General features: G+C 67.6%; 26 protein-coding genes, 1 tRNA gene and 1 riboswitch. Of the genes, 18 read left to right on the forward strand and 9 right to left on the reverse strand.

The genetic code is table 11. The annotated features are described in order from the left end of the window. Positions 1-152: 152 nt before the first annotated feature. A complete protein-coding gene (locus PJB24_RS06865) occupies positions 153-302 on the reverse strand; it encodes a hypothetical protein (RefSeq protein WP_273844117.1) in 150 nt (49 codons plus the stop codon). A gap of 216 nt (positions 303-518) precedes the next feature. Further along, positions 519-592: transfer RNA gene (locus PJB24_RS06870), tRNA-Arg, on the reverse strand. A 94-nt stretch (positions 593-686) separates the two neighbouring features. On the opposite strand from PJB24_RS06870, the gene PJB24_RS06875 reads away from it, so the two are divergent. Together PJB24_RS06875 and PJB24_RS06880 are read left to right on the forward strand one after the other, a co-directional pair. After that, positions 687-1,415, forward strand: coding sequence for a response regulator transcription factor (locus PJB24_RS06875; RefSeq protein WP_273844118.1), 729 nt, complete (start codon positions 687-689; stop codon positions 1,413-1,415). A gap of 11 nt (positions 1,416-1,426) precedes the next feature. Beyond that, positions 1,427-2,062 carry a phosphoribosyltransferase gene (locus tag PJB24_RS06880; RefSeq protein WP_273844120.1) on the forward strand — a complete coding sequence of 212 codons (636 nt, stop codon included), beginning with the start codon at positions 1,427-1,429 and terminating at the stop codon, positions 2,060-2,062. On the opposite strand, the gene PJB24_RS06885 is transcribed toward PJB24_RS06880, so the two are convergent. Then, positions 2,059-3,093 carry a nucleotidyltransferase family protein gene (locus PJB24_RS06885; protein ID WP_273844122.1) on the reverse strand — a complete coding sequence of 345 codons (1,035 nt, stop codon included), beginning with the start codon at positions 3,091-3,093 and terminating at the stop codon, positions 2,059-2,061. The two genes, PJB24_RS06880 and PJB24_RS06885, sit on opposite strands and share 4 nt — an antisense overlap. A 69-nt stretch (positions 3,094-3,162) precedes the next feature. On the opposite strand from PJB24_RS06885, the gene murB reads away from it, so the two are divergent. Next, on the forward strand, positions 3,163-4,065 hold the full coding sequence (gene murB / locus PJB24_RS06890) for a UDP-N-acetylmuramate dehydrogenase (RefSeq protein ID WP_273844125.1): 903 nt from the start codon (positions 3,163-3,165) through the stop codon (positions 4,063-4,065). Between the two features lie 5 nt (positions 4,066-4,070). Here murB and PJB24_RS06895 read toward each other — a convergent pair whose 3' ends face one another. Beyond that, on the reverse strand, positions 4,071-5,519 hold the full coding sequence (locus tag PJB24_RS06895; protein ID WP_273844127.1) for a tRNA sulfurtransferase: 1,449 nt from the start codon (positions 5,517-5,519) through the stop codon (positions 4,071-4,073). A gap of 168 nt (positions 5,520-5,687) precedes the next feature. Then, positions 5,688-6,254 (reverse strand): LabA-like NYN domain-containing protein, encoded by a 567-nt coding sequence (locus PJB24_RS06900; protein WP_273844130.1) that lies wholly within the window; start codon positions 6,252-6,254, stop codon positions 5,688-5,690. Between the two features lie 121 nt (positions 6,255-6,375). Between PJB24_RS06900 and PJB24_RS06905 the strand changes: the two genes are divergently transcribed. The 4 genes from PJB24_RS06905 to PJB24_RS06920 all read left to right on the forward strand — a co-directional run bounded on the left by PJB24_RS06905 (position 6,376) and on the right by PJB24_RS06920 (position 9,949). Beyond that, on the forward strand, positions 6,376-6,717 hold the full coding sequence (locus PJB24_RS06905; RefSeq protein ID WP_273844133.1) for an STAS domain-containing protein: 342 nt from the start codon (positions 6,376-6,378) through the stop codon (positions 6,715-6,717). A gap of 80 nt (positions 6,718-6,797) precedes the next feature. After that, positions 6,798-8,327: a tRNA nucleotidyltransferase/poly(A) polymerase-related protein gene (locus tag PJB24_RS06910; protein ID WP_273844135.1), complete on the forward strand. Its 1,530-nt coding sequence runs from the start codon at positions 6,798-6,800 to the stop codon at positions 8,325-8,327. A 4-nt stretch (positions 8,328-8,331) separates the two neighbouring features. Next, on the forward strand, positions 8,332-9,207 hold the full coding sequence (locus tag PJB24_RS06915) for a sulfurtransferase (RefSeq protein WP_273844137.1): 876 nt from the start codon (positions 8,332-8,334) through the stop codon (positions 9,205-9,207). A gap of 43 nt (positions 9,208-9,250) precedes the next feature. After that, on the forward strand, positions 9,251-9,949 hold the full coding sequence (locus PJB24_RS06920) for a class E sortase (protein ID WP_273844139.1): 699 nt from the start codon (positions 9,251-9,253) through the stop codon (positions 9,947-9,949). Here the strand turns inward: PJB24_RS06920 and PJB24_RS06925 are convergent. Next, a complete protein-coding gene (locus PJB24_RS06925; RefSeq protein ID WP_273844141.1) occupies positions 9,918-10,631 on the reverse strand; it encodes an SDR family NAD(P)-dependent oxidoreductase in 714 nt (237 codons plus the stop codon). The genes PJB24_RS06920 and PJB24_RS06925 overlap by 32 nt on opposite strands. A 212-nt stretch (positions 10,632-10,843) precedes the next feature. Between PJB24_RS06925 and PJB24_RS06930 the strand changes: the two genes are divergently transcribed. From PJB24_RS06930 to PJB24_RS06980, 11 genes are all read left to right on the forward strand, one after another. Next, complete coding sequence (locus PJB24_RS06930; RefSeq protein WP_273844143.1) at positions 10,844-11,596, forward strand: Crp/Fnr family transcriptional regulator; 753 nt, start codon at positions 10,844-10,846, stop codon at positions 11,594-11,596. A gap of 143 nt (positions 11,597-11,739) precedes the next feature. Beyond that, the gene (locus tag PJB24_RS06935; RefSeq protein WP_337959008.1) at positions 11,740-11,991 is read left to right on the forward strand and encodes an indolepyruvate ferredoxin oxidoreductase subunit alpha; all 252 of its coding nucleotides are present in this window, start codon (positions 11,740-11,742) and stop codon (positions 11,989-11,991) included. Positions 11,992-12,068: 77 nt separating this feature from the next. Then, positions 12,069-12,629, forward strand: a complete 561-nt coding sequence (locus tag PJB24_RS06940; RefSeq protein ID WP_273844146.1) for an NUDIX hydrolase — start codon at positions 12,069-12,071, stop codon at positions 12,627-12,629. Between the two features lie 14 nt (positions 12,630-12,643). Next, a riboswitch (TPP riboswitch) is annotated at positions 12,644-12,722 on the forward strand. A 31-nt stretch (positions 12,723-12,753) separates the two neighbouring features. Continuing rightward, positions 12,754-13,305 (forward strand): energy-coupled thiamine transporter ThiT, encoded by a 552-nt coding sequence (gene thiT / locus PJB24_RS06945; RefSeq protein WP_273844148.1) that lies wholly within the window; start codon positions 12,754-12,756, stop codon positions 13,303-13,305. 9 nt (positions 13,306-13,314) lie between these two features. Further along, complete coding sequence (gene thiD / locus PJB24_RS06950; protein ID WP_273844150.1) at positions 13,315-14,106, forward strand: bifunctional hydroxymethylpyrimidine kinase/phosphomethylpyrimidine kinase; 792 nt, start codon at positions 13,315-13,317, stop codon at positions 14,104-14,106. Further along, positions 14,103-14,900 carry a hydroxyethylthiazole kinase gene (thiM, locus tag PJB24_RS06955; protein ID WP_273844152.1) on the forward strand — a complete coding sequence of 266 codons (798 nt, stop codon included), beginning with the start codon at positions 14,103-14,105 and terminating at the stop codon, positions 14,898-14,900. Before thiD ends, thiM begins: the two co-directional genes overlap by 4 nt. Continuing rightward, positions 14,897-15,637, forward strand: coding sequence for a YqjF family protein (locus PJB24_RS06960; protein WP_273844153.1), 741 nt, complete (start codon positions 14,897-14,899; stop codon positions 15,635-15,637). The genes thiM and PJB24_RS06960 overlap by 4 nt, the downstream gene beginning before the upstream one ends. Beyond that, positions 15,637-16,254 (forward strand): thiamine phosphate synthase, encoded by a 618-nt coding sequence (gene thiE / locus PJB24_RS06965; protein WP_273844155.1) that lies wholly within the window; start codon positions 15,637-15,639, stop codon positions 16,252-16,254. Before PJB24_RS06960 ends, thiE begins: the two co-directional genes overlap by 1 nt. Before the next feature lie 2 nt (positions 16,255-16,256). Next, on the forward strand, positions 16,257-17,135 hold the full coding sequence (locus PJB24_RS06970; RefSeq protein ID WP_273844157.1) for an NUDIX hydrolase: 879 nt from the start codon (positions 16,257-16,259) through the stop codon (positions 17,133-17,135). Then, positions 17,132-18,064 carry a thiamine-phosphate kinase gene (gene thiL, locus PJB24_RS06975; RefSeq protein ID WP_273844159.1) on the forward strand — a complete coding sequence of 311 codons (933 nt, stop codon included), beginning with the start codon at positions 17,132-17,134 and terminating at the stop codon, positions 18,062-18,064. Before PJB24_RS06970 ends, thiL begins: the two co-directional genes overlap by 4 nt. Positions 18,065-18,127: 63 nt before the next feature. Continuing rightward, complete coding sequence (locus PJB24_RS06980; RefSeq protein ID WP_273844161.1) at positions 18,128-18,328, forward strand: ChaB family protein; 201 nt, start codon at positions 18,128-18,130, stop codon at positions 18,326-18,328. Between the two features lie 3 nt (positions 18,329-18,331). On the opposite strand, the gene tenA is transcribed toward PJB24_RS06980, so the two are convergent. The 3 genes from tenA to PJB24_RS06995 all read right to left on the reverse strand — a co-directional run bounded on the left by tenA (position 18,332) and on the right by PJB24_RS06995 (position 23,907). Beyond that, complete coding sequence (gene tenA, locus PJB24_RS06985) at positions 18,332-19,009, reverse strand: thiaminase II (protein WP_273844164.1); 678 nt, start codon at positions 19,007-19,009, stop codon at positions 18,332-18,334. 1 nt (position 19,010) lies between these two features. Next, positions 19,011-19,709: a glutathione S-transferase N-terminal domain-containing protein gene (locus PJB24_RS06990; RefSeq protein ID WP_273844166.1), complete on the reverse strand. Its 699-nt coding sequence runs from the start codon at positions 19,707-19,709 to the stop codon at positions 19,011-19,013. A 73-nt stretch (positions 19,710-19,782) separates the two neighbouring features. After that, positions 19,783-23,907, reverse strand: a complete 4,125-nt coding sequence (locus PJB24_RS06995; protein ID WP_273844167.1) for a PAS domain S-box protein — start codon at positions 23,905-23,907, stop codon at positions 19,783-19,785. Between the last annotated feature and the right edge of the window lie 53 nt (positions 23,908-23,960).

Consider the following 23,960-nt stretch of genomic DNA (forward strand, 5'->3'; position numbering starts at 1 on the left):
GGGAGGTTCGAGCCGGACCCTCGGGGAGCCGGACGGATGGCATCACCCGTGTCATCCGGATCTCTTGCCGGGGAGTGTTCGTCTACTGCCAGGGCGCCGGCCAGCCCAGAAGATATCGATATCGTCGCATTGCGTTTGGCAGGGCAGCCCTTTCACACCCCTGCTTGCATGGGGCTGCTCTCTTCCATGTATATCCTCGCCAGGGTGTTGGCGAGCGGCTGTTCCTGGCCGGCGAGCTTCGGAGCCATCTCGGCCAGGAGCCCTCTCCCGTTCACCATCTCGTAGCAGAGATGGCGGGGCACTCCGAGGGCCTTCACGGGATGGTTGGTGTTCACCCCCGGCGGAACCGGCCATTCCCCGTGCGCCTCTCGACGAGTGCAACGGCGTACAGACCCCGGGTTGCTTTTCTGTCTCCTTGCTTCAGCTTCCCATCTTTCAGCAAAAACCGCCGGGTGAAGGAGGGGAAGCCCCGAGAGTTGCCCTGAAAAGCAAAGCGCACTGCAAATAGGGGATAGGAGCGCGCTCGGCAGGACTCGAACCTGCGACCTTCTGATTCGTAGTCAGACGCTCTATCCAGCTGAGCTACGAGCGCACGTCCCCAATGATAACCTCCGATCCACAATTGCTCAAGGTGGGTGTTTCTTTGGGGAGGGGGTTGCGGGTATACTTGAGGGAGCGGTTGGAGGATGGACGAAGGAGAGGGCTGCTCTAGTATCTTGGACGCCTCAGTTTTGTTGGTTATCGGCGATGATGAGGAGAGGCTGCGGTTGCGGCGGGCTCTTGCGGGTGAGGGCTGGAGGGTTCTTCCGGCCGGGAGCGGGGCGCAGGCGCGCCAGCTGGCCGAAAACCAGAGTTTCGACGTTGCGGTCGTGGACAACCGGCTCCCTGATGAGCGGGGCTTTCGCGTGATATCCGCGGTCCAGAAGCCCGGAGTGTCGACGGTGGCCCTGTTGCGGGACGAGGACACGATGGAGCGCATAGTCGGGATAGAGCTCGGCGCCGACTACTACATGCGCTCACCGGTGAACCCGAGGGAGCTGGTGGCGCGCGTCAAGCAGATCTTCCGCAAGCGGGAGCTGGCGAGCAGCATCTCGGAGATCTCCGGCCGGGTAAGGGTCGGAGATCTCGAGATCGATCCCGAGCGGGTGGAGGTGCGCAAGGGGGGCAGGGAGATCCTGCTCTCCCCCAGGGAGTTCAAGCTGCTGCACACGCTGGCGCAGAGTCCGGGGAGGGTTTTTCCGCGCGATGCTTTGCTGCGCCAGGTGTGGGGCGAGGACGAGTACATAGACGAGCGCACGGTCAACGTCTACATCCAGAGGCTCAGAACCAAGCTCGGGGACAACCCGAACAACCCCAAGCTCATCGAGACCGTGCGCGGCTTCGGCTACCGCTTCATCTCCCCGCCTCCTTCCTGAGGAGGATTCATGTGATCAGGTTCCGCGACCGGTCAGAGGCGGGCCAGAGGCTCGCGGAGGCTCTGGAGGCGGAATACTCCGGGCGTGCGGATGTTGTGGTCCTCGGGCTTCCGCGGGGCGGGATCGTGGTGGCGGCGGAGATCTCCTGTCGGCTGGGAGTTCCGCTGGACATGGTCGCGGTACGCAAGCTCGGCGCCCCGATGCAACCGGAGCTCGCGATAGGAGCCGTCTCGGAGGGAGGGAAGGTGCTGCTCGACAGGGACCTCATCGAGCGCCTGCGGGTCCCCGAAGAGTACGTGGAGGGCGAGGTGAAGCGCCAGAGGCGTACCCTGGAGGAGAGGCTGAGGCTATATCGGGGGGGAAGGGAGCCAGTCCCCGTCGATGGGATGGTGTGCATCCTGGTCGACGACGGGCTCGCGACCGGGAGCACGGCGGCGGCGGCGGCCGCTTCTCTCCGAGAGAGGAACCCCGGGAAGATCGTCTTCGCGGTGCCGGTGGCGAGCGATCAGGGTTGCCTGAGGCTCAGGGGCATGGTGGACGAGATCGTCTGTCCTCAGGTGGTCCAGGATATGGGGGCGGTGGGCTACTACTACGAGCGTTTCGACCCGGTGGAGGACGAGGAGGTGATTGAGCTCCTCTCCGGCTAGCGGGCCGCCCGGATCAGGGCGCCTCCCCGGATCGTCTCGCCCGGGCGCACGTCGTAGCTGTGCCCGACGATGCAGTCCTCGAGGTATGCTCCCTCGCCCACGCTCGAGCCCGGAAGCAGGATGCTGCTCTTTATCGTCGCGTTCGGACGGATCCAGCAGTCCGTACCCACGGTCACGTCCCCGGAGAGGGTGACGCCGCGTCCGATCACGGCGTCCTTGCCCACGACCACGTAGCCCTCGAGCTTCGCCGTCGGGTGGATCTGGGCGTCCTCCCCGACCCAGAGGGTGCCGTTTATCTTCCTGCCCGGGATGTTCACCCGCACCTTGCCCGAGAGCACGTCGTACTGAGCCTCCCGGTAGGCCTGCAGCGTCCCGATGTCCGACCAGTAGAAGTTGCCCTGGTAGCCGACGAACCTCTCCCTGGCCTCGAGCAGCTTGGGGAAGACGTCTTTCGCGAAGTCGTAGAAGGTATCCTCGGGGATGTAGTCCAGCACCTCGGGCTCGAAGACGTAGATGCCGGTGTTGGCCAGCGTGCTTATCGCCTCTTCGGGCTCAGGTTTCTCCTGGAAGCCCAGTATGTTGCCCTCCTCGTCGATCTCCACGACCCCGAACTCCGAGGTGTCGAAGACGCGCCTGAGCGCAATGGTGGCGAGCGCTCCCTTCTCGCGGTGGAAGGCGACGAGCTCCCCGAGGTCTATGTCGGTCAGGGCGTCCCCGGAGATCACGATGAAGGTCTCCTCGAAGTGCTCCTCGAGGCGCTTGACGCCCCCCGCCGTACCGAGCAGCCTCTCCTCGCGCGAGAGGTGTATCTCCATGCCGTTTATGCGCGAGTGCTCGCCGTAGGCCCTGAGCAGCTCGTCCGCCAGGTAGTGTACGTTCGCGTAGACCTCCTCAACGCCGTGGCGGGCCAGCAGGTCGAAGATGTGCTCTATTATCGGGCGGTCCACGACCGGGGCCATCGGTTTGGGGGTCTCACCCGTGAGGGGGAACAGCCGGGTACCTTTGCCGGCAGCCAGCGCCATCGCCTTCATGTGTCGGGGCTCCTCTTGATCCTGACTCTAAACATGCAGTCTTTCATCGCGTGATCTAATATTCCCTCCGTGCATAGCGGAACTTTACAACGGCTCTTCCCCGCGGCCAAGCTCGACGAGCCACTGAGCCGGTACACCGCCTGGAAGATAGGCGGACCGGCCGATGCCCTCCTCGAGCCGCGCAGCGTCGAGGAGTTCCTGGAGGCGCTCGAGAGGGCGCGCGAACACGGCATCCCGGTGACGGTCCTCGGCGGCGGCACGAACGTCCTGGTGCGCGACGGCGGCGTCCGGGGACTCGTCATCCGGCTCGCCAAGTCGCTCGGGCGCGTCGAGGTCGACGGGGACGGGGTCGTCGCCGAGGCCGGGGTCCTCTACCCCGTGCTGGCGAACACGACGGCCGCGAGGGGTCTCGCGGGACTGGAGTTCGCGACCGGCATCCCCGGCACCGTGGGCGGGGCGGTCTTCATGAACGCCGGGGCCTACGGGGGTGAGACGAAGGACGTGCTGGAGTGGGCGGAGGTCTACCGGCCGGGCGAGGGCGTGGTGCGGATGGACGCCCGCGAGCTCGACCTCTCCTACCGGCACAGCATCCTGCACGAGCATCCCGACTGGGCCGTGCTTCGGGCCCGCTACAGGCTGCGCGAGGGCGACCCGGAGGAGCTGCGCGGGAGGATAAAGAGCTTCAGGACCCAGCGGATGAACGGTTCGCCCAACAGGCCGAGCTGCGGCTCGACGTTCAAGCGCCCTCCGGGTGACTTCCCCGGTCGGGTCATCGAGGCGGCCGGGCTCAAGGGGACGCGCATAGGCCAGATAGAGGTCTCGCCCGTGCACGCGAACTACCTGGTCAACCACGGCGGAGGCTCCTCCGAAGACGCCCTGCGGCTCATCGAGCTCGTGCGCGAGACGGTGCGCGAGAGGCTCGGCATAGAGCTCGAGCAGGAGGTGCGCGTCATCGGGGAGCCCCCTTCTTAAGAGTCTCAGGAAGAGGCCGGCTGGCGCAGCCGGTCCACCCCACCCTGCAGGCTGTAGGCCCGGTAGCCGCGTTCGATCAGCTCGCGCGCCAGAAGTTCTGAGCGGCGGCCGCTGGCGCACACGAGCAGGTACCCGCGCGAGGGGTCGAGCCCGTCCAGCTCCTCCAGCGCGCGGGAGAAGGGGAGCCTGAGATCTCCCACCGGTTCTCCCTCCTCCGGCTCACGCACGTCGACCACCAGGGCTCCCTCCGGGACCTCCTCCACCACGTAGTCCGGGGCCTCTGAGGAAGGCTTCCAGCGCTTGAGACGCACCACGCGCCGGTTCTCGACCGCCCGGCGAAGCCAGGCATCGTCCACCTCCTGCCCGAGCTCGCCCTCCGCGGCCAGCACCTCGTCCGGGTTCGCCCGCGTCTCGACCGGCCCGGTCGCGATGGAGCAGTGCTCCTTGACCGCCGCGGAGACGTCGTGGGTGCCGATACGCCGGGCCTCGTCCATCGTCTCCTGCTTGTCCGAGCCGACGAGCGGCCTGAGGACGGGTATCCCGACGGTCTGCTCCGCGACCGCCAGGTTCCTCAGCGTCTGGGTGGAGACCTGCCCCAGGGACTCTCCGGTCACGAGCGCCTCGGAGCCCAGCTCCCGGGCCAGCATCTCCCCCGCCCGGTACATCGCGCGCTTGAGCAGGATCTGGCGCAGCCTGGGGTCGACGCGGCGCACCAGCGCCGAGACCACGGGCGCGAAGTCTACGACGTTGGCCCACATCTCACGCCCCGGCGACCACCCGAGCGCGAGCTCCTTCGCCACGGCGAGCGCCTGATCCACCTGGCCGCAGCCGCCCAGGTCGTAGACCACGAGGGCCACCCTGATCCCGCGACGCATCACCCGCCAGGTCGCGACGGGGGAGTCGAACCCGCCGGAGAACAGCGCCAGCGCCCTCCCGCCCGTGCCGAGCGGGAATCCACCCGGGCCCGGCGTCTCCTCGTCTATCACGAACGCCCTCCCCCGCGCCACCTCCAGGCGAACCTCGACCTCCGGTTCGTCGAGGTCCACGCCAGCCGAGAACGGGAGCAGCGCCGCACCGAGCTCGCGTCCGACGTCCTGGGAGGTGAACGGCGCCCGGCGCCGGCGCGCCCTCACGGCGAACTTCCGGCCGGCCACCCTCTCATGGAACATCGGCGCCACCTTCGCCACGAGATCTTCGAGCGAGGAATAGGGGACCTCGCAGACCTCCGCGACCGAGTAGACGCCATAAACCCTGACCAGCGTCCGACGGGCGGCCTGCAGGTCGTCCGGGTATATCCTCACCCGGCTCCACTCCGCCTCCACGCGCGCCGCGACACCACGCTCAGCCAGCGCCGCCCGGATGTTGGAGACGAGCGCTCGCAGCAGTCTGCGGCGGGTGCGGGAGGACTTGGTGTAGAACTCGCCCCCCATGCGAACGAGCAACCCGGGCCGCATACGCCCTTCAGCCGTCGTTCCAGATTGTCCGGTCTCTCTCGTCCCGATCATCTCCGTCCGCTCCTCTTCGTGGCCTGGGTGATCAGAACCTTCCGCGCGGTCGCGGACCACGCCCGGCGGCCCGCGAGCCGAGAGTGTACCAGAGACCTCTTGTGGAGGATGACCCCTCTAGACCCGCTCTGAGGGCGTGCTCACTTTCTCCCGGAAGAGGTTCGGTATCTCTCCCAGGTCGGTGTGTCGGTCGCAGGCGTCGAGGAGCGCCTGCGAGGTGCACTGGGTGGCGCTTATGATCTCCACCCTTATGCCCCGTTCGCTCTGGAGGTACTCGACAGCCTCCAGGTAGTCGCCGTCGCCGGAGACCAGCACGTAGGTGTCGGCATGGTCGGCGAGGCGCACCATGTCGATGACTATACCGATGTCCCAGTCTCCCTTGTGAGAGACGCTCCTCTCGCCCTCCGGCGTGAACGACTCGTGCAGGATCAGGGGTTTAGATCGCACCTTGTAGCCGAAACGGTTGAGGTTGTAGACGAAAGAGCGGGCCGATGAGGAACCCCCGTCCTCGGGGTCTTGCTTCTCGACCAGATAGAAGGTGGCCCGGACCAGCTTCCTGCCGGCGGTAGCCGCTTCCAGCAGCCGGCCGTAGTCCAGGATGCCGCCGTAGTAGTTCTTTATCGAGTGGTAGAGGTTGGCCCCGTCTACGAAGACCGCAACGCGTTCTTTTCTCGTTTCATCCATCGATACCAAATGTTACCAGAAAAAGCGACGAACCCCGACCACACGGCCGCAGGAATTACCGAACTAATATAATATTTGCGGGCTTTTGGAGTATCGGAGAGTAGAGAGGCCAGAGGCTGGTATGGACTTCGAGGTGACGCTGGACGAGCACGCTGCGGAATACTCCGTGATCGCGGTGCGGGGCGAGGTCGATCTTCACACGGCGCCAAAGCTCAAGTACGCCATAGAGCGTGGTGCCAACGGCGGCGTGCGCGCCATCGTCCTCGACATAAGCGGGGTGGAGTTCATGGATTCTACGGCTCTCTCTACCTTCATGCGGGTGCACGACAGCCTTAAGGAAAAGGGTGTGGCGCTACGGCTCGCCTCACCTTCCAGGGCAGTGGAGCGCATCTTCGAGGTGACTGGCTTCGGGGACTACTTCGAGGTCTATCCCTCACGCGAGGAGGCGATCTCCCGCAACTAGCCGCACCTTCCGGGACTTTCATCGCCGGGTTCTGGACGCGTCCTGCAGGCGTACTACAATCTCACGGACTCACCTATATCATGACTGTGACAGACGCAGAGAGACTGGACATACCGGAACCTATCGCCCGGCTCGGCGAGCGTTTTCGCTCGGCCGGCCACGAGCTCTTCCTTGTCGGAGGGTTCGTGCGCGACAGGCTGGCGGGTGAGGAGGTACGGGAGGTCGATGCCACGACCGAGGCGCGGCCCCAGGAGATAAAGCGCCTCCTCAGGCCGCTCGCCCGGTCGATGTGGACCGTCGGGGAGCGCTTCGGGACCATAGGCGGGACGGTGGACGGCTACAAGGTGGAGGTGACGACCTACCGCAGCGAGTCGTACACCGCCGGTGACCGTCACCCGGACGTCTCCTTTGGTGAGAGCCTCAAGGACGACCTCTGCCGGCGGGACTTCACCATGAACGCGGTTGCGGCCTCGACGCTCACCGGTGAGATCTTCGACCCGTTCGGCGGCAGGGAGGATCTCGAGCGCGGTATCATTCGCCCGGTCGGGGAGGTCATGGAGAGGATGCGCGAGGACCCCCTGCGGATGATGCGTGCCGTGCGCTTCCAGGCGACCCTGACCACTCCCGAGAAGCCCTTCGAGATGACCCCGGAACTGGAGGAGGCGATCCGCGAGAACGCCTCGTGGCTCGAGAGCATCTCGAAGGAGCGCATCCGCGAGGAGTTCGAGAGGATCCTGCTCTCCGACAACCCCGATCTTGGGGTGCGGGCTCTGGTGAGGCTTCATCTCATGCCCTACGTGGTGCCGGAGTTCATGGAGACGGTGGACGTCGAGCAGGAGGCCGAGTTCCACCACAAAGACGTCTTCGAGCACACCCTGATCGTGCTCAAGAATGTCGATCGCGACCCCATCCTGCGCAAGGCGGCCTTCTTCCACGACATCGGCAAGCCGCGCACGCTCGTCTACGAGCACCGCTGCACCTACTGCGGCGCGAGGAGCACGAAGAAGGACACTGGAGAGGGCGAGTGCGAGCGCTGCGGCGGCAGGACGGTGCCGAGGAAGATCCACTTCTACGGCCACGAGAACGTCGGGGCCGGGATAGCCCGGAGGGCGATGCGGCGCCTGGCCTACCCGAAGGACGACATCGACGCGGTGGCTCACCTTGTGGCGAACCACATGCGTCCGATGAGCTACGCCGCCGGGCGTGACCCCTGGACCGACTCGGCCGTCAGGCGTTTCATCCGCGACACCCACCTGGCACGGGGTGAGAAGGAGCTGACCAACGTGGACATGCTCCTGCGCCTGGCGCGGGCGGACATCACAGGCAGCGCCCCGCGCCGGCGGCGCATAGCCAGGGAGTCCTGGCGCTCGCTGCGCGAGCGGGTGGACGAGGTGCGCAGGAAGGACGAGATAGAGAAGCTCAAGAGCCCGCTCGACGGCAACGAGCTTATGGAGCACTTCGGGCGGGGGCCCGGGCCCTGGATCAAACCGATAAAGAACTACCTCGAGGGCGAGGTGATAGAGGGCCGGCTCGCCCAGGACGACAAGGAGCGGGCCTGGGAACTCGCCGAGCGCTTCGTCCGCGAGCACGGCATCCTGGACGAGGGGTAGCACGATGGAGGATTTCGACAGCCTGGTCTCGACCACCTGGCTCGCGGAGCACCTGGAGGAGCGCGACCTGCGGGTTCTGGACGTCCGGGGTTACGTGAAGAAGACCGACCTCGGCGACGGACGTCAGCGGGCCGAGTACCTTCCGGCACACGAGGAGTACGAGGAGGCGCACATCCCCGGCTCCCTCTACGTCGACTGGACGGCCGACATCACGGACCCGGACGATCCCGTACCGGTGCAGATCGCCCCTCCGGAGCGTTTCGCGGACCTGATGTCCTCGCTCGGCGTCGGGGAGGATACGCGTGTGGTGGCCTGCGACCACACCGGGGGGCAGTTCGCCACCCGTCTCTGGTGGGCGCTCGTCTACTACGGGCACGATGCGGTGGCGGTGCTCGACGGCGGGTGGAGGAAGTGGGTCTCCGAGGGGCGCCCGGTCACGGGCGAGGTGCCCCGGGTCGAGCCCGCCAGGTTCGTCCCGCGCCCGAGGCCGGAGTGGCGCAGGAGCGCGGAGGAGGTGCTGGAGGCGAGCCGCGGTGGGAGGGCCGTCATCCTCGACGCCCGCGACGAGGGACAGTACACGGGTGCGGTGCGCCGGGGGAGGCGCGGAGGACACATCCCCGGTGCGCGCAACCTGCACTCCGAGAGCCTCTTCGACCCCGGGAGCGGCACCTTCCTGTCGCAGGAGGAGCTGCGGGAGCGGGTGCGGAGAGCCGGGGTCCCCGAGGAGAAAGACGCGGAGGTCGTCGCCTACTGCAACGGCGGGGTCGCGGCGACCGTGCCGCTCTTCGTTCTGCACCGGCTCGGCTACAGAAACCTCTCCAACTACGACGGCTCGTGGAACGAGTGGGGCGAGAGGGAGGATCTGCCCGCCGAACCCTGACGGCCGGTGCTAGAATCTCTCCGTCAGGCACTTCCGAAAAGGGGTGTTCGAGGCTCTGGAGCGTAAAGCGAGATCACGTATCAGGACCCTGCTTTCGCTGGTTGTGAGCCTCGTCATGGTGGCGGCCGGGCTCGCGCTCATCGGGTTCTTCTTCCTCGGGAGCAGGACCACCGATACCAACGGGGACAATCCGGGCGGGTTCAACGTACCCCGCGTGGAGCCCTCGGGCAGCAACGCGGTGCCGGAAATCGCCAGTGCGCCGAAGGACCATACGCTGCGCATTACGATCCCCGCCATGAGCCGGGTGAAGGACGCCGTGGTACCCACGGTGCCGAGCAGCGATGTGAAAGCCCTGAACGACCACGTCGCCATCCACCTCGAGGGCACGGGTTTCCCCTGGCAGAAGACCGCGAACGTCTACATCGCCGGGCATCGCCTCGGTTACGTGGGGACCAAGAGCCTGCTCGCCTTCTACGACCTCGGGAGCCTGAAGAAGGGTGACAGGATCTACCTGACCGACTCGGGCGGCACCCGCTACACCTACAGGGTCTACCGAAAGTTCACCGTCTCACCGACGAACCTGGGCGTCACGCGGGCGATCCCGGGCAGAAACATAGTCACCCTGCAGACCTGTACCCTTCCGGACTACTCGCACCGTCTGATCGTGCAGGGGAAGCTCGTCTCGGTGAAGGAGGGGCGGGGAGCGTCTCCTAGCCCCTCCTCGCGAACTGCTGCGCCTTGAAGCGCTGTCCGGTTATCCCGGCGGATTCCTCGGAGGCCAGATAGAGGAAGACGGCGGTGTTCTCCTCCGGGGTGATGAGGGTCATCGGATCCTCCTCCGGGTAGGCCGCGGCGCGCATCTCCGTGCGCATCCCTCCGGGGTCCACGGAGTTGACGCGTATCCCCCTGTCCGCGAGTTCTCCGGCGAGGATCTGGGTGAGCCCCTCGAGGCCGAACTTGCTCACCGAGTAGGCCCCCCACTCGGGCCGGCCTTCGATGCTCACCCCGCTCACCACGTTGATGATCGAAGCACCCCCGGAGAGGTGCGGGATCGCGGCCTTGCACAGCAGGAACGGACCGGTCAGGTTGACGTCGAGCACCCGCCGCCACTCCTCTTCCGGGTAGTCTTCTATCCGTACCCGCGGACCGAGGATGCCGGCGTTGTTGACGAGCACGTCTATCCTCCCGAAACGCCCGATTGCCGCGTCCACGAGCCGACGCGCCCCCTCGGCGGTGGAGACGTCCGCCGCGACGGATTCCACCCCGGCGCCGAGCCTGCCGGTCTCTTCGGCGACGGCGCGCAGGCCCTCCTCGCCGCGGGAGTTGAGCACGAGACTCGCCCCCTCCCGGGCGAAAGCCAGCGCGAGCGCGCGCCCGAGCCCCCTGCTGGCGCCGGTTACGATGGCTGCCTTTCCTTCGAGCATCCTGCGGTAGGCCTCCTTCTCGAAAAGAAACCTCTACGAGCATCAGAGATGAGCTAAGCTTATCCGAAAAACCGGCACGGGAAACCACCGCTGGGGTGTCTCCCGTGTATCCCGGCATCCTCCTCTTTGAAGGCGCTTTCCCTGCAGAGAGCTCCCGCTTGGCGTATAAATGGGTAAGATGGGAGCGCGGGTCGAGACAGGAAGGGCCAGACTTGTACGGTGAGAACGCACCGCCATCCTGGGCGCGGCTGCCCGGGGCCAGATGCCGGGCGGTAGAGCACCTCTCCAAGCTCGAAGGGCTGCAGGAGTTTGAGGTCTTCGAGGGGCTCGGCGAGGAGTTCTTCCAGGCGCTCGCCATCTCGGCGGCCGTCCTCGAGATAGCGGCCGGAACCGCCCTCTACCGGGAGGGAGAGCCCTCTGGGGCGGTGTACTTCATGCGCGAAGGGCGGGTCAAGATCTATCGCTCCTCCGGCGGGCCCAAAAACCGCGACCAGATCCTCGGCGTCTTCGGCGACGGCGCGATCCTGGGGCTCGCCTCCGCGCTCGAGGGGCAGCCCCAGAGCCATGGGGCCACAGCCCTCACCGACTGCGTGCTCTACGGCGTCTTCCGGGAGGATCTCCTGGAGATAATGGAGCGCTTCCCCGCCGGGGCGGTGCGCCTCTCCCGCGTGCTCGCAGCCCGCAGCCGGGAGCTCGAAGACCTCGTCGGGGACCTCGTCTTCCACAGCGCCCCCCAGCGGGTCGCGCGCATGCTGCTCGACCTCGCCGCCGAGGAGGGGCGGGTGACCAGGAGGGGCGTCGTGTTCTCACCCTCCCTCTCCCGGCAGGAGATGGCCGAGGCGACCGGCATCTCCCGCGAGGCGCTCTCCAGGACCCTCTCCCGCCTCGCCTCCGAAGGCATCCTGGAGCTGGACAGCAAGTCCATAACCATCCTCAAACCCGCGGAGCTGCGCGCCCGGACCTGATTTGATCTGGGTCACATGAAGGTATGACCGGCATCATGACCTCCGATGATGGCGATCAACGCCGGGTTTCTGCTCCCTTCCGGGGTTGATATAAAGCCGAAGGCACAGAAGAAACGGGAGGCTCTCCAAGAGGAGGAAGTGGTTTGGCCTACGTGATCACGGAGCCGTGCATCGGCGAGAAGAACCAGAGCTGTGTCGAGGTCTGTCCGGTCGACTGCATCTACGACGGTGGGGATCAGTTCCTGATCAACCCGGAGGAGTGCATCGACTGCGGGGCGTGCGAGCCGGAGTGCCCGGTCGAGGCGATCTTCCCGGAGGACGAGGTCCCCGAGGACATGCAGAGCTACATAACCAAGGCTCAGGAGTACGACTTCTCCGGCCAGGAGCCCGGCTGAGCCGGCAGGCCGGAGAGTACGTCACCGCGAGACCCCGCCCGTTCCGGGCGGGGTCTTCGTCTATACTCTCCCTCCGTATGACCGATGGGAGCTGGAGCACGCTCGCGAGCCGCTACGTCTACCGCAACCGCTGGTGTGCCCTGCGGGTGGACGAGGTGAGGCTGCCCGACGGGGAGACGATAGACTACTGCGTGCTCGAGAGCGGCGGGTTCGCCTCGGTGGTGCCGCTCACGGACGACGGCGGCGTGGTGCTCGTGCGTCAGTGGCGGCAGCCGCTCGGGCGGTTCACGCTGGAGCTGCCGAGCGGAGCGGTGGACGCCGGGGAGGATCCTGAGGAGGCCGCCCGGCGGGAGCTTTTCGAGGAGACGGGATACCGGGCCGAGAGGCTGGAGCGCCTCGCCTCCGTGCACACGAGCACCGGGCGCACGGACGAGGTCTGCCACCTCTTCCGCTGCCGGGCGCTGCCGGACGAGAGGGGGCCGGCTCCCGAGCCTACGGAGTTTTTGCGCTCCGTAGTGGCGCCGCTCGACGAGGCGCTGGAGAAGATCGCCGCCGGTGAGATAACCGACGCCGCCACCGTCCTCGGGATCTCGTGGGTTGCCGGAGGTTGTGGGCCACGGAGTGGTGGGGTAGAGTAGCACGAGGAACGAGATCCGGGGAGCCGCGAGGCTGAGAGGGCGCGGACGCGCCGACCCGTCGAACCTGATCCGGGTAATGCCGGCGCAGGGAGAGAAGCCTGGCGCACCCCGTGAGAGGAGGGCCGTGAGCGGGTTCAGGGACACGAGGGTGCTCACCGAGGCGGCGCTGGCGGTGGCGCTCGCGTTCGTGCTGGGGCTGGTGAAACTCTTCAGGATGCCGGAGGGCGGTTCGATCTCTTTCGAGATGATCCCGCTGGTCCTGCTCGCGCTGCGTCAGGGCCCCGGCGTCGGGGCGGTTGCGGGCGCGGCGTACGGCATCCTCGACCTGATCCTGGACCCCTACGTCCTCAACCCGGTGCAGGTGCTCTTCGACTACCCGCTCCCCTTCGCCGCGATGGGGCTCGCCGGGCTCTTCCGGCCCACCCCGCGCGGGGCGGTGCCCGGCACGGTGGCGGCGGTGGCCGGGCGCTTCGTCTGCCACTTCATAAGCGGGGTCGCCTTCTTCGCCTCCTACGCCCCTAAGGGCTGGAACCCATACCTCTACTCCGCCGCGTACAACGCCGGGTATTTGGTGCCGAGTCTCCTGATCACGCTCGCCGTCGTGGTCGTGCTGCTGCGGGCGCTCGGGGCGGCGCGGCCCTCGCGGCGGCAGCTGGAGTTGTCGAGGCATGCTTAGGGAGGAGAGATGAAGACCGCGCTCAGCATAGCCGGGAGCGACTCCGGAGGCGGGGCGGGCATCCAGGCGGACATCAAGGCCTTCGCCCGCTGCGGGGTGCACGGAACCACCGCGATAGTCGCGATCACGGCTCAGAACACCGTCGGGGTGAGCAGCATATTCGCGCTGCCGACGCAGGTGGTGATCGAGCAGATCGAGGCGGTCGTCTCGGACATCGGGGCGGACGCCGTGAAGACCGGGATGCTCTTCAACGCCGAGATCGTCTCGGCCGTGGCGGGCGCGATCCGGCGGCTGGGGCTCAAGAACGTCGTCGTGGATCCGGTGATGGTCGCCGAGAGCGGGGCCACGCTGCTCGAACCGGAGGCCGTGGACGCCTACCGCGAGGAGCTCCTGCCCCTCGCCGACGTCATCACCCCGAACCTCGACGAGGCGTTCGTCCTCGCCGGACGGAAGAAAGACCCGGAGAAGGTCCACGGGTGCGCCCGCGACCTCGCGGAGCTGGGGCCGGGGGCGGTGATCATCACCGGCGGGCACCGCGCTTCCGGTGAGGACCTGCTCTACGACGGCGAGCATTTCGTGGAGATAGAAGGCCCGGTGCACGAGAGCGGGGCGACCCACGGCTCCGGCTGCACCCACTCCTCGGCTCTGGCCGCCTTCCTCGCGCACGGCTTCGGCCTCGAGGAGGCGGCCCGGAGGGCACGCGCCATCGCCTCCGAGGCCGTCGAGTATGGTCTCACGGGGATAGGCCGCGGGGCGGGACCGGTGAACGTGCTCGGGCCGCTCATGGAGGGAGAGGGATGAGAGCGGAGGAGGTCCTGCGCAGGATCGGGGACGAGAAGCCCCTCGTCCACCATCTGACCAACTACGTCACGGTCAACCTGGTCGCGAACGTGACCCTTTGCACCGGGGCGCTGCCGGTGATGGCGCACGCGGTGGAGGAGGTCGAGGAGATGGTCGCCTCCGCCAGCGCGCTCGTAATCAACATGGGCACGCTCGACCCGCAGTGGATAGAGGCGATGCTCCGGGCGGGGAAGGAGGCCAACCGGCGCGGGGTGCCGGTCGTCTTCGACCCGGTGGGCGCCGGGGCGACCTCATTCCGCTCCCGGATGGCGCACAGGCTCCTCTCGGAGGTGGAGATGGCCGCCGTCTGCGGCAACGCCGGGGAGATAGCGACCCTCGCCGGGCTCGAGGCCGAGGTTCGCGGGGTCGAGAGCCTCTCCGGGGACGCGAAGGAGGCCGTCCGCGGGGCCGCCCGCGCGCTCGGCACGACGGTGGCCGCGACCGGCCCCACCGACTACGTGAGCGACGGGGGACGGGTTTTCGCCGTCTCGAACGGGCACCCCTTGATGGGGCGGGTCGTGGGGAGCGGCTGCGCCTCGACCGCGGTCATCGGGTGCTTCGCCGCCGTGGGTGGGGGAGATGTGGAGACGGTCGCGGGGGCGCTGGCTTTCTTCGGGCTTGCGGGGGAGGCCGCCGCGCCGCTCGCCGACGGTCCCGGCACCTTCGAGCCGCGCCTGCTCGACGCGATAGCTTCGCTCGCGGGGAATCCGGAGGGTCTGGAGGGCAGGCTGCGCGTGGAGGAGGTTTCGTCTTGAGCGCCCGGGCGGTGGTGCGTGCCCCGGTGGTCCCGCGTGGTCCGTGGGCGCTCTCGATGCGCTGGCACGACCTGCTGTTCATGCACTGGCCGGTGCCGGAGGAGGTGCTGCGTCCCATGATCCCCGGCTCCCTCGCGGTGGATACCTTCGGGGGGAGTGCCTGGCTCGGGGTGGTTCCTTTCCGGATGAGCGGGGTGCGTCCGCGCCCGTTGCCGGCCGTGGAACATATCTCCGACTTCCCGGAGATCAATTTGCGCACCTACGTCGTCGGTGCGGACGGAGAAGCTGGGGTGTGGTTCTTCAGCCTGGACGCGGCGAGCCGGCTCGCCGTGCGCCTGGCGAGGACCTTCTACGGCCTGCCGTACTTCGACGCCCGCATGTCCTGCCACCCGGAGGGCGGGTGGGTCCGCTACGAGAGCGTCCGCACCCACCGGGGGGCAGCGCCTGCGCGCTTCGCCGGGCGCTACCGCCCGAGAGGGTCGGTCTTCGAGGCCACCCCCGGCTCGCTCGAGGACTTTCTCACCGGACGCTACCTGCTGTACTCCGCGGGGAGGGGCGGGAGGCTGGTGCGCGCCGCGATCCGTCACCGCCCCTGGCCGCTGCAGCCCGCCGAGGTCGACGTGGACCGGTTGGAGATGACCTCCCAGGTGGGGCTCGAGGAGCCTTCCGGGGAGCCTCTTTTGCACTTCGCCAGATACCTGGAGGTCGTCGCCTGGTTTCCGGAGGAGGTGGGGTGATGAAGGAGAGGCTCGGATCCGCGCGTCTTCTGCTCGTGACCGCGCCGCGCGAGGATCTCGTCGAGCGGGTTGCGGCCGCCCTGCGCGGCGGGGTGGACATCGTGCAGCTTCGGGACAAGGAGGCCTCCCGGGAGGAGCTCCTCCCGCTCGCGCTCGAGCTGAAGGAGCTCTGCGAGCGGGCCGGGGCGATCTTCACGGTCAACGACGACATCGAGCTCGCTTGCGAGAGCGGCGCGCACGGGGTGCACCTGGGGCAGGAGGACGCCCCGATCTCCGAGGCCCGCCGCGTGCTCGGGGAGGCGGCGATCGTCGGGCGCTCGGCCGGGAGCCTCGAGGAAGCCAGGGAGGCCGTCGAGGAGGGCGCGGACTACCTGGGGGCCGGGGCGGTCTACGCCACCCCAACCAAGCCGGAGGGCGAGGTCGCCGGGCTGGAGCTCGTGAGGAGGCTCGCCAGCGAGGGGCTTCCGGTGCCCTGGTTCGCCATCGGCGGCGTGACGCTCGAGACCGCGCCCGAGGTGGCAGAGGCCGGTGCGCCCGGCTTCGCCGTCGTCCGGGCCCTGATGGACGCCGAAGATCCCGAGGCGGCCGCCCGCGAGCTGCGCTCGCTACTCCCATGATGGTGCGGGCGAACCTGGCCGCCGGGATCCTGCCGGTCCGCCGCGACGGTCGGGTGCTCCTGTTACTGCGCCCGGCCACCGGGACCTGGGAGCCGCCGGCCGGGAGGCTCCACCCCGGCGAGACCTTCGAGCAGGGGGCGGTGCGCGAGGTCTACGAGGAGACGGGGCTCCTCGTCGCCCCGCAGATGATGCTCGCGACGTGGGTCGGGACCCGCGCGGACGGCGAGCCGCTCGCGAGCGTCACCTACGCCGGCCGGGTCGGGGAGGAGGAACCACGGATCACGCCCGAACACTCCGGCGCCCGGTGGTTCACCGTCGAGGAGTGGCTCGGTGTCCCGAGCTGGTGGTCGCGCGAGGACATCCTGAGGGTCCCGGAGATCCTCCGGGCGCTGCCGGAGGAGTCCGCCCCTGCCCCTCCGCCGCCGCGGGAGACCGTCGAAGGGGTGGTGAGCGCCCGCCTGGGCTCCGGGGCCGTGCTCGTCGATCTCTCGGGAGAAGAGCCACGGGCGCTCCTGCTGCGGCGCAGGAAGCCACCGGTTGGTCTCTGGGAGAACCCCGGCGGGGCGCTCGAGCCGGGGGAGGACTTCGTAGCCTGCGCCCGCCGCGAGCTCCACGAGGAGACCGGCATCCGCGCCGAGCCCGAGCTGCCGTGGTGGGCGCGGGTCGAGCCCTGGCGCTCCCCGGACGATCCGGAACTCTACGCGGGGGTCGGGTTTCTGGCCCGTCATCCCGGCGGGGAGATCACCCCGGAGGCCGGCGCGCATGACGCCTGCCGCTGGGTCACCGAAGATGAGTGGCGTTCTCTGCGCACCTGGTACACGGAGCGGGAGTCCGATGCGCTCTGGTGGGCCGTGCGGCACCTCCTGCGGGAGCGGGGATGAACGAGTTCGAGCTCATAGAGAGCATCGCCGCCCGGCTCGGCGCGCGGCCCGGGGAGGTCGAGGTCCCGCTCGGGGACGACTGCGCGGTGGTGCGTCTCGGGGGGATTCGCTGGGCGCTCGCCTCCGACATGCTCGTCTTCGGGCACCACTTCAAGGGGTGGGCCGCCCCGGAGGACGTCGGCTACAAGGCGGTCGCGGTCAACGTCTCGGACGTGGCGGCGATGGGCGGGGTGCCGCGCTTCATCCTCGTCTCCGGCGGGGCGCCGGACTCCGGGGTGGCGCTCGGCTGCATGGAGGGGGTGCTCGCCGCCTGCGAAAAGTTCGGGGTCTACCCTTTGGGCGGCGATACGACCGCGGCCGATGTGCTCACGGTGGACGTGGCGGTGGTGGGGGAGCTTCCGGATCCGCCGGTGTTGCGCTCCGGGGCGCGCCCCGGAGACCTTCTCGCGGTGACCGGGGAGCTCGGGGCCTCCGCGGCGGGGTTCCTCGCGCTCGAGGGCGGGAAGAGGGAGCCGGAGCGGCTCGTGCGGCGCCACCTCAGGCCAGAGCCACGGGTCGAAGCCGGCCGGCTCGCCTCCCGCCTGGGGGTACACGCGATGATAGACCTCTCCGACGGGCTCGCCTCCGACGTGCGGCACGTCTGCCGGAGGAGCGGGGTCGGGTGCCGGGTGGATCTGAAGAGGCTCCCCGTCCCGGAGGACGTGCGCGAGCTGGCCTGTTCACTCGGGCGCGACCCGGAGGTTCTCGCTGCGACGGGTGGTGAGGATTACGAGCTTCTCATCGCGGCGCCGGAGCGGGTGCTGGAGGAACTCTCCTCCGTCTCGGAGGTGCCGGTGAGCGTGGTCGGGGAGGTCGTCGAGGAGGGGGTGAGCTTCATCAGGAGAGGGGAGCCCGTGGAGGGACTCTCCGGGTGGGACCACTTCGGGTAGGATTGGATCTCTTCTTCGCGGGTAGAAGAGATGGTGTCCCTGCAGGCGAGGAGGAGACGGAAGATGCCCTACGAGAGGATCACGGACCTGCCCGAGAGCGTGAGGAGCAACCTCCCGAAGCACGCGCAGGAGATCTACAAGGAGGCGTTCAACTCGGCCGAGGAGCAATACGGCGAGGAGAGCCGGGCGCACCGGGTGGCCTGGAGCGCCGTGGAGCAGAAGTACGAGAAGAACGAGCGGGGAGAGTGGGTGGAGAAGGGCTAGCCCCTACACCGGCCAGCCCTCGAGCCGCCAGGCCGCATCCCAGAACATCCACTCGTAGCGGCTGGTCGTCACGAATGCCTCTCTGACCGCCGCCAGCCGCTCCGGGCTCAGCCCCTCGCAGACGCGATCGGTCAGGTCGAGCACGGCCGCGACCAGCTCCCCGAAGTCCTCCCCGCCGTAGGTCTCGATCCAGCGGCGGTAGAGCCGGTTCGGCGAGCCGCGCTCGAGCAGGGAGCCTCCGACTTCGGCGTAGATCCAGTAGCAGGGCAGGATCGCACCGAGTACCTCGGGGTAGTCACCGAGCGAGGCGACGCGCAGCAGGTAGCTCGTGTAGGCGAGGTTCGTGGGGGAGAGGGGGGTCTCGTCGAGCTCTTTTTCGGAGACTCCGAGATCCCGGAAGAACCCTTCGTGCAGGCTCCGCTCGACGGTTATCGCGCCGGTCGCGTGCTCGCCGAACATCACCAGGGCGTCCTCGTCGGGGGAGCGCACCCCGGCGAGGGCGAGGGCGCGGGCGTAGTCGCGCAGGTAGAGGGCGTCCTGTATCACGTAGTGGCGGAAGCGCTCCTCGGTGAGGGTCCCGTCGGTGAGCCCTCCGATGAACGGGTGGGCGAGGATGGCGGCGTAGATGTCCTCGATAGAACGCCAGAGCTCCGCGGTGAAGCCCCGTTCCTTCGCCGCCATACTAGCCCCTCTTGATGCCGAAGAGCCGGTTGCGCCGCTCCTCGTCGAGCTCCTCCAGGGGTTTCCTCAGGTCTTTACCCACCTTGAGCGCCCGCCGGACCGCCTCACGCGAGCCGACCTTCTCGAACCAGCGGGCGAGGTTCGGGTAGTCCTCCATCCTCTGGCCCTGGTCTTCGTGGGAGATCAGCCAGGGGTAGATGGCGATGTCCGCGATCGTGTACTCGTCCCCGGCGAAGTACTCGACCTCTTCGAGGTGGCGGTCCATCACCCCGTAGAGCCGGGCAGCCTCGTTGGTGTAGCGCTCTATGGCGTAGGGGACCTTCTCCGGGGCGTACTTGCGGAAGTGGTGCGCCTGGCCGAGCATCGGGCCGACGTGCCCCATCTGGAACATCAGCCACTGCAGGGTGGTGTAGCGGGTGCGCGGGGCGGAGGGGAGGAGCCTTCCGGTCTTCTCGGCCAGGTAGATCAGGATGGCCCCCGACTCGGCGAGGCTCATGGGCTTACCATCCGGTCCCTCCGGATCGACTATGGCGGGCATCTTGTTGTTCGGGCTTATCCTGAGGAACTCCTCCCGGAACTGGTCGCCGGCGGTGATGTCCACCGGGACGATGTTGTACGGGAGGCCGGTCTCCTCCATGAATATGGTGATCTTGTGTCCGTTCGGGGTCGGCCAGTAGTAGAGGTCTATCGGTTCGGGCATGTTGCCTCCGCTCTCGTCTGTGCAACGCTCTCTGAAACTATTCTATATATATGGACCGCTGAAGGATGAGCCCCTACCGCACGAGCGCGAGGAGTGCCGCTTTCGCCCGATCGAACGCCCGTTCGAGGGAGGCGAGCTTCTCCTCCGCGCCCGAGAGATCGCCGGAGTCGCCGGCCTCCTGCAGCCCGGCGGCGAGCTCCTGCACGCGTGTGGCGCCCATGTTGCCGGAGCTGCCCTTCAGGGTGTGGGCGGCCTGTGCCAGGGCGTGGGCGTCGCCGGCGTGCAGGGCGCGTCGGATCTCCTCGATCCTGCGCGGGGCGTCCTCCAGGTACATCTCGACCAGCTCCGAGACGAGGTCTGGGTCGTCCTCGCCGGCCAGCTCGCGCAGGTTGTCGAGGATGGTGGGGTCGAGCGGGGGTTCTCCTTCGTCCGGGAGCCAGCGTTCGAGTGCCTCTTGCAGCTCATCGGGCTTTACTGGCTTGGGGATGTAATCGTCCATTCCGGCGGCGAGCGCCTTCTCGCGGTCGGTGGCGAGCGCGCCCGCGGTCAGCGCGATGATCGGCAGGTGCCCGCTCTCGTTGAAGCGTTCCCCCTCCTGCTCGCGGCGGCGGATCTCCCGGGACGCCTCGTAGCCGTCCATGACGGGCATCTGACAGTCCATGAGGACGGCGGCGTAGCGGTTCCCACAGACGGCCTCGAGCGCCTTCTGGCCGTCGGAGGCGACCTCGACGTCGTACCCGAGCTTCTCCAGCATCCTCCGCGCCACCTTCTGGTTGACCGGGTTGTCCTCGACGACGAGGACCGGGAGTGCCGCCATTCTGCGGACTTCCGGGCGTTCCGTCCGCTGATGATCCTGTACCTCTTTGTTGCCGAGGGCCGTGGCCAGCGCGTCGTAGAGCTGCGACTGGCGCACCGGCTTGGTGAGGCAGGCGTCTATCCCACACTCACGCGCCCTGGGTCCCATCCCCCCCTGTACCAGGGAGGTGAGCAGTACGAGCCGGGTCGATGAGAGGGACGGTTCAGACTTTATCCTGCGGGCGAGCTCGAGCCCGTCCATGCCCGGCATCTGCATGTCCAGGATCGCCAGATCGTAGGGTTTCCCCGCCGCCGCGGCGTCGCCGAGCATGGCGAGCGCCTGCCGACCATCGGATGCGCTCGCGTTCTCCAGTCCCCAGGCGGTGGTCTGCTTGAGCAGGATGGTGCGGTTGGTGGCGTTGTCGTCGACGATGAGGACCCGGGCGCCGCTCAGGTCGCCGGGGATCACCTGCCGATCCTTCGTCTCTCCGGCTCTCTCGAGGGGCACCTCGAACCAGAAGGTGCTGCCCTTCCCGGGCTCGCTCTCCACCCCGATCCTGCCGCCCATCATCTCGACGAAGCGTCGCGAGATCGTCAGCCCAAGCCCCGTGCCCCCGTAACGGCGGGTCGTCGAGGAGTCCGCCTGGGTGAAGGGCTGGAAGAGCTTCGAGATCTCTCCGGCGCTCATCCCGATGCCAGTGTCTTTCACCTCGAAACGCACCCGCACCCTCTCGGAGGGCTCCCGGGCGAGGCTCGCCCGCACGAAGACCTCCCCTTCCTCGGTGAACTTCACGGCGTTGCTGATCAGGTTCGTCAGGATCTGACGCAGCCGGAAGGGATCCCCGCGCAGCCTCGTCGGGACGTCGGGCTCGACGAAACCGGCCAGCTCTATGCCCTTCCTGTGGGCGAGCGTGGCGAACAGGGCCGTCACCTCCTCGACGGTCTCGTGGAGATCGAGCTCCAGCGTCTCGAGCTGCACCTTGCCGGCCTCCAGTTTCGAGAAGTCGAGGATGTCGTTGATCACGGCGAGCAGCGTCTCTCCCGAGGAGCGGATCGTCTCCGCGTAGTCGCGCTGCTCGGGGGTGAGATCCGTATCGAGAAGTAGCTCGGCCATCCCGATCACGCCGTTCATCGGCGTGCGGATCTCATGCGACATGTTCGCGAGGAACTCGCTCTTGGCCCGGCTGGCCTCTTCTGCAGCGCGGCGGGCTTTTCCCAGCTCCCTTTCGTTCCGCTTGCGCTCGGTGATGTCGCTGACGTACACCCGGGTCTCTCCGGTAGGGGAGATCGAAACCTTCTGCTCGTAGACCGCGTTCCCGACCGATACCTCGCGTTTGATCTCGCCTTCCTCCGAGTTCTTGAGGCGCGCGGCGAGCTCATCCACCCCTTCGAGCAGCGGGTGTCCGGATCCAGCCTGTACGAGGTCCGGGAACTGGCTTCTGGCCGCCGGGTTCATGTAGGTGACGCTGCCGTCGAGGCCGATCTCGAGCACCGGGTTGGGGTTTTGCTCCGGGAAGGAGGCGAGCCGGGCGAGCTGGGCCCGCTGGCGTTCGCGTTCGGTGACGTCGCGTATGATGCCCCGGAAGCCCCTCCCGCGGCCGTCCTCGTCGGTGATCAGGGATACCGTCGACTCGACGTGCCGCCTCCTGCCGTCCTTCCTTATGATCTCCCAGCTCAGGTTCCTGACGGGTACGCCAGTCGTGTAGACTCTCTGGAGCGCCTCCTTGATCTTCGGCACGTAGCTTCTCTCCGTGCACCGGAGGTAGCTCATCCCCCGGAGCTCCTCCTCGGTGTAGCCGAGACCCTCGACGAGCGCGTGGTTGAAAAACTTGAAGTTGCCCTCCAGGTCGGTCTCGAGGTAGACGTCCTGTATCTGCTCCAGGATCGAACGGTAGCGCTCCTCGCTCTTTCTGAGGTTTTCTTCGACCCGCTTGCGCCTGGTCACGTCCAGCAGGATGCCCTGCCAGAAGAGCGGCCTGCCATCCTCGTCTCTGACGAGCACGAGCTCGTCCTGCACCCACACCTCTCTGCCGTCGCGGGTGCACATCCTGTATTCCATGCTCAGTGGTCCGCCGGTGGCCCGGGCGCGGGCCTCTGCCGCCTCCACCCGCTCGCGGTCTTCGGGGTGCAGAGCCCGGTCGAGCAGGTCCGGGTCCTTCTCGCACTCCTCGACGGAGTATCCAAGGATCTTCTCTATCTGCGGGCTTATGTAGGCGCTTGGGCCGCCGGGGTTGTGCGGGTTTATGTAGGTGATGGCTGGCATCTGCTCGATAAGTGCCCGATAGCGGGCCTCGGCCTCCCTGAGAGCTTCCTCAGCCCGCTTGCGTTCGGTTATGTCGTTGTTTATCTCCAGCACGCGCGGCGGGTCTCCTCGTTCCAGGGTCCACCGGCTGATGATCACCCGCTCGGTGCCATCGCGTGCGGTATGCAAGAGCTCTCCCTCCCAGTGGCCTTTTTCGAGCAGGGAGGCCTCTATCTCCTGCAGCGGTTCCGGGAAGCGGGTCTCGAGCAGCTCGTGGGATATCCTTCCTGTGGCCTCCTGCTGGCTGTAGCCATAGGTCTCCTCGGCCCCGTGGTTCCAGTAGGAGATTCTGCCCTGCAGATCTCGCACGAGTATGGCGTCCCGCGCGAGCTCCAGGAGCCGCGTCCGATGCCTGAGTTCTTCCTCCGCCTTGACGCGTTCCGTGATGTCCCGGGCCGAGGCGAAGATGAGGCGCCTTCCCTCGTAGTCTATCGGGGCCACCCTCACTTCGACCGGGAAACTCGTGCCGTCCTTTCTGCGGTGCTTCCCGATGTGCACGCCGACCGGGGCCCCGGGTTCTCCCGCGAGCGCGCGTTCCCAGAGCGTCTGCCCGGACCTCTGCTCACGACCGACCAGGTTGGTCGCGAAGTCCTGCACCCGCATGCCGAGGAGCTCCTCGCGGGTGTAGCCGAGCGAGCGGCAAGCGGTCAGGTTGCAGTCGACGATCCTGCCTTCTTCGTCGTGCACCACCAACGCGTCGGAGGAGTGCTCGAAGAGCCGTCTGAAGCGCTCCTCGCTTCGCCGGAGCCTCTCTTTGGCCCTCTTGTGTTCGGTGATGTCCCGGACCGCCGTGACCCGGACCTCTTCCCCCCGGTAGAGCGCGCTCCTGCCCCTTACCTCGGCCGGGAACGTCGTGCCATCCTTGCGCTTGAGGACCGCCTCGTACGGTTCGGTGTGTCCGCTGAACCGACGCTCCAGCACGGTCTGGCGTGATTCCGGGGCTACGAACTCCGAGACCGGCATGCCCGCCGTCTCGCCGGGAGAGTAGCCGAACATCTCGTCGAAGGCCCGGTTGGTTTCGATCACCCGCTCGCCGCGCGTGATGACGATGCCTTCGAAGGAGACGTCGATCAGGTTGCGGAAGCTCTCCTCTGTTGCCAATTCATCTCCCCGAGCTTCAGAGCCCCATCGAACCCGTTATCGGATCTTGCGGG

Source organism: Rubrobacter calidifluminis (assembly GCF_028617075.1).
GTDB lineage: Bacteria > Actinomycetota > Rubrobacteria > Rubrobacterales > Rubrobacteraceae > Rubrobacter_E > Rubrobacter_E calidifluminis.

What these genes read in the sequence shown, in the direction of transcription:
- PJB24_RS06875 (WP_273844118.1), top strand. Translation starts at nt 687, where the DNA reads ATGGACGAAGGAGAGGGCTGCTCTAGTATCTTGGACGCCTCAGTTTTG.
- PJB24_RS06885 (WP_273844122.1), bottom strand. Translation starts at nt 3,093, where the DNA reads ATGAAGGCGATGGCGCTGGCTGCCGGCAAAGGTACCCGGCTGTTCCCC.
- PJB24_RS06895 (WP_273844127.1), bottom strand. Translation starts at nt 5,519, where the DNA reads ATGCGGCCCGGGTTGCTCGTTCGCATGGGGGGCGAGTTCTACACCAAG.
- PJB24_RS06900 (WP_273844130.1), bottom strand. Translation starts at nt 6,254, where the DNA reads ATGGATGAAACGAGAAAAGAACGCGTTGCGGTCTTCGTAGACGGGGCC.
- PJB24_RS06905 (WP_273844133.1), top strand. Translation starts at nt 6,376, where the DNA reads ATGGACTTCGAGGTGACGCTGGACGAGCACGCTGCGGAATACTCCGTG.
- PJB24_RS06910 (WP_273844135.1), top strand. Translation starts at nt 6,798, where the DNA reads ATGACTGTGACAGACGCAGAGAGACTGGACATACCGGAACCTATCGCC.
- PJB24_RS06915 (WP_273844137.1), top strand. Translation starts at nt 8,332, where the DNA reads ATGGAGGATTTCGACAGCCTGGTCTCGACCACCTGGCTCGCGGAGCAC.
- PJB24_RS06925 (WP_273844141.1), bottom strand. Translation starts at nt 10,631, where the DNA reads ATGCTCGAAGGAAAGGCAGCCATCGTAACCGGCGCCAGCAGGGGGCTC.
- PJB24_RS06940 (WP_273844146.1), top strand. Translation starts at nt 12,069, where the DNA reads ATGACCGATGGGAGCTGGAGCACGCTCGCGAGCCGCTACGTCTACCGC.
- thiD (WP_273844150.1), top strand. Translation starts at nt 13,315, where the DNA reads ATGAAGACCGCGCTCAGCATAGCCGGGAGCGACTCCGGAGGCGGGGCG.
- thiM (WP_273844152.1), top strand. Translation starts at nt 14,103, where the DNA reads ATGAGAGCGGAGGAGGTCCTGCGCAGGATCGGGGACGAGAAGCCCCTC.
- thiE (WP_273844155.1), top strand. Translation starts at nt 15,637, where the DNA reads ATGAAGGAGAGGCTCGGATCCGCGCGTCTTCTGCTCGTGACCGCGCCG.
- thiL (WP_273844159.1), top strand. Translation starts at nt 17,132, where the DNA reads ATGAACGAGTTCGAGCTCATAGAGAGCATCGCCGCCCGGCTCGGCGCG.
- PJB24_RS06980 (WP_273844161.1), top strand. Translation starts at nt 18,128, where the DNA reads ATGCCCTACGAGAGGATCACGGACCTGCCCGAGAGCGTGAGGAGCAAC.
- tenA (WP_273844164.1), bottom strand. Translation starts at nt 19,009, where the DNA reads ATGGCGGCGAAGGAACGGGGCTTCACCGCGGAGCTCTGGCGTTCTATC.
- PJB24_RS06990 (WP_273844166.1), bottom strand. Translation starts at nt 19,709, where the DNA reads ATGCCCGAACCGATAGACCTCTACTACTGGCCGACCCCGAACGGACAC.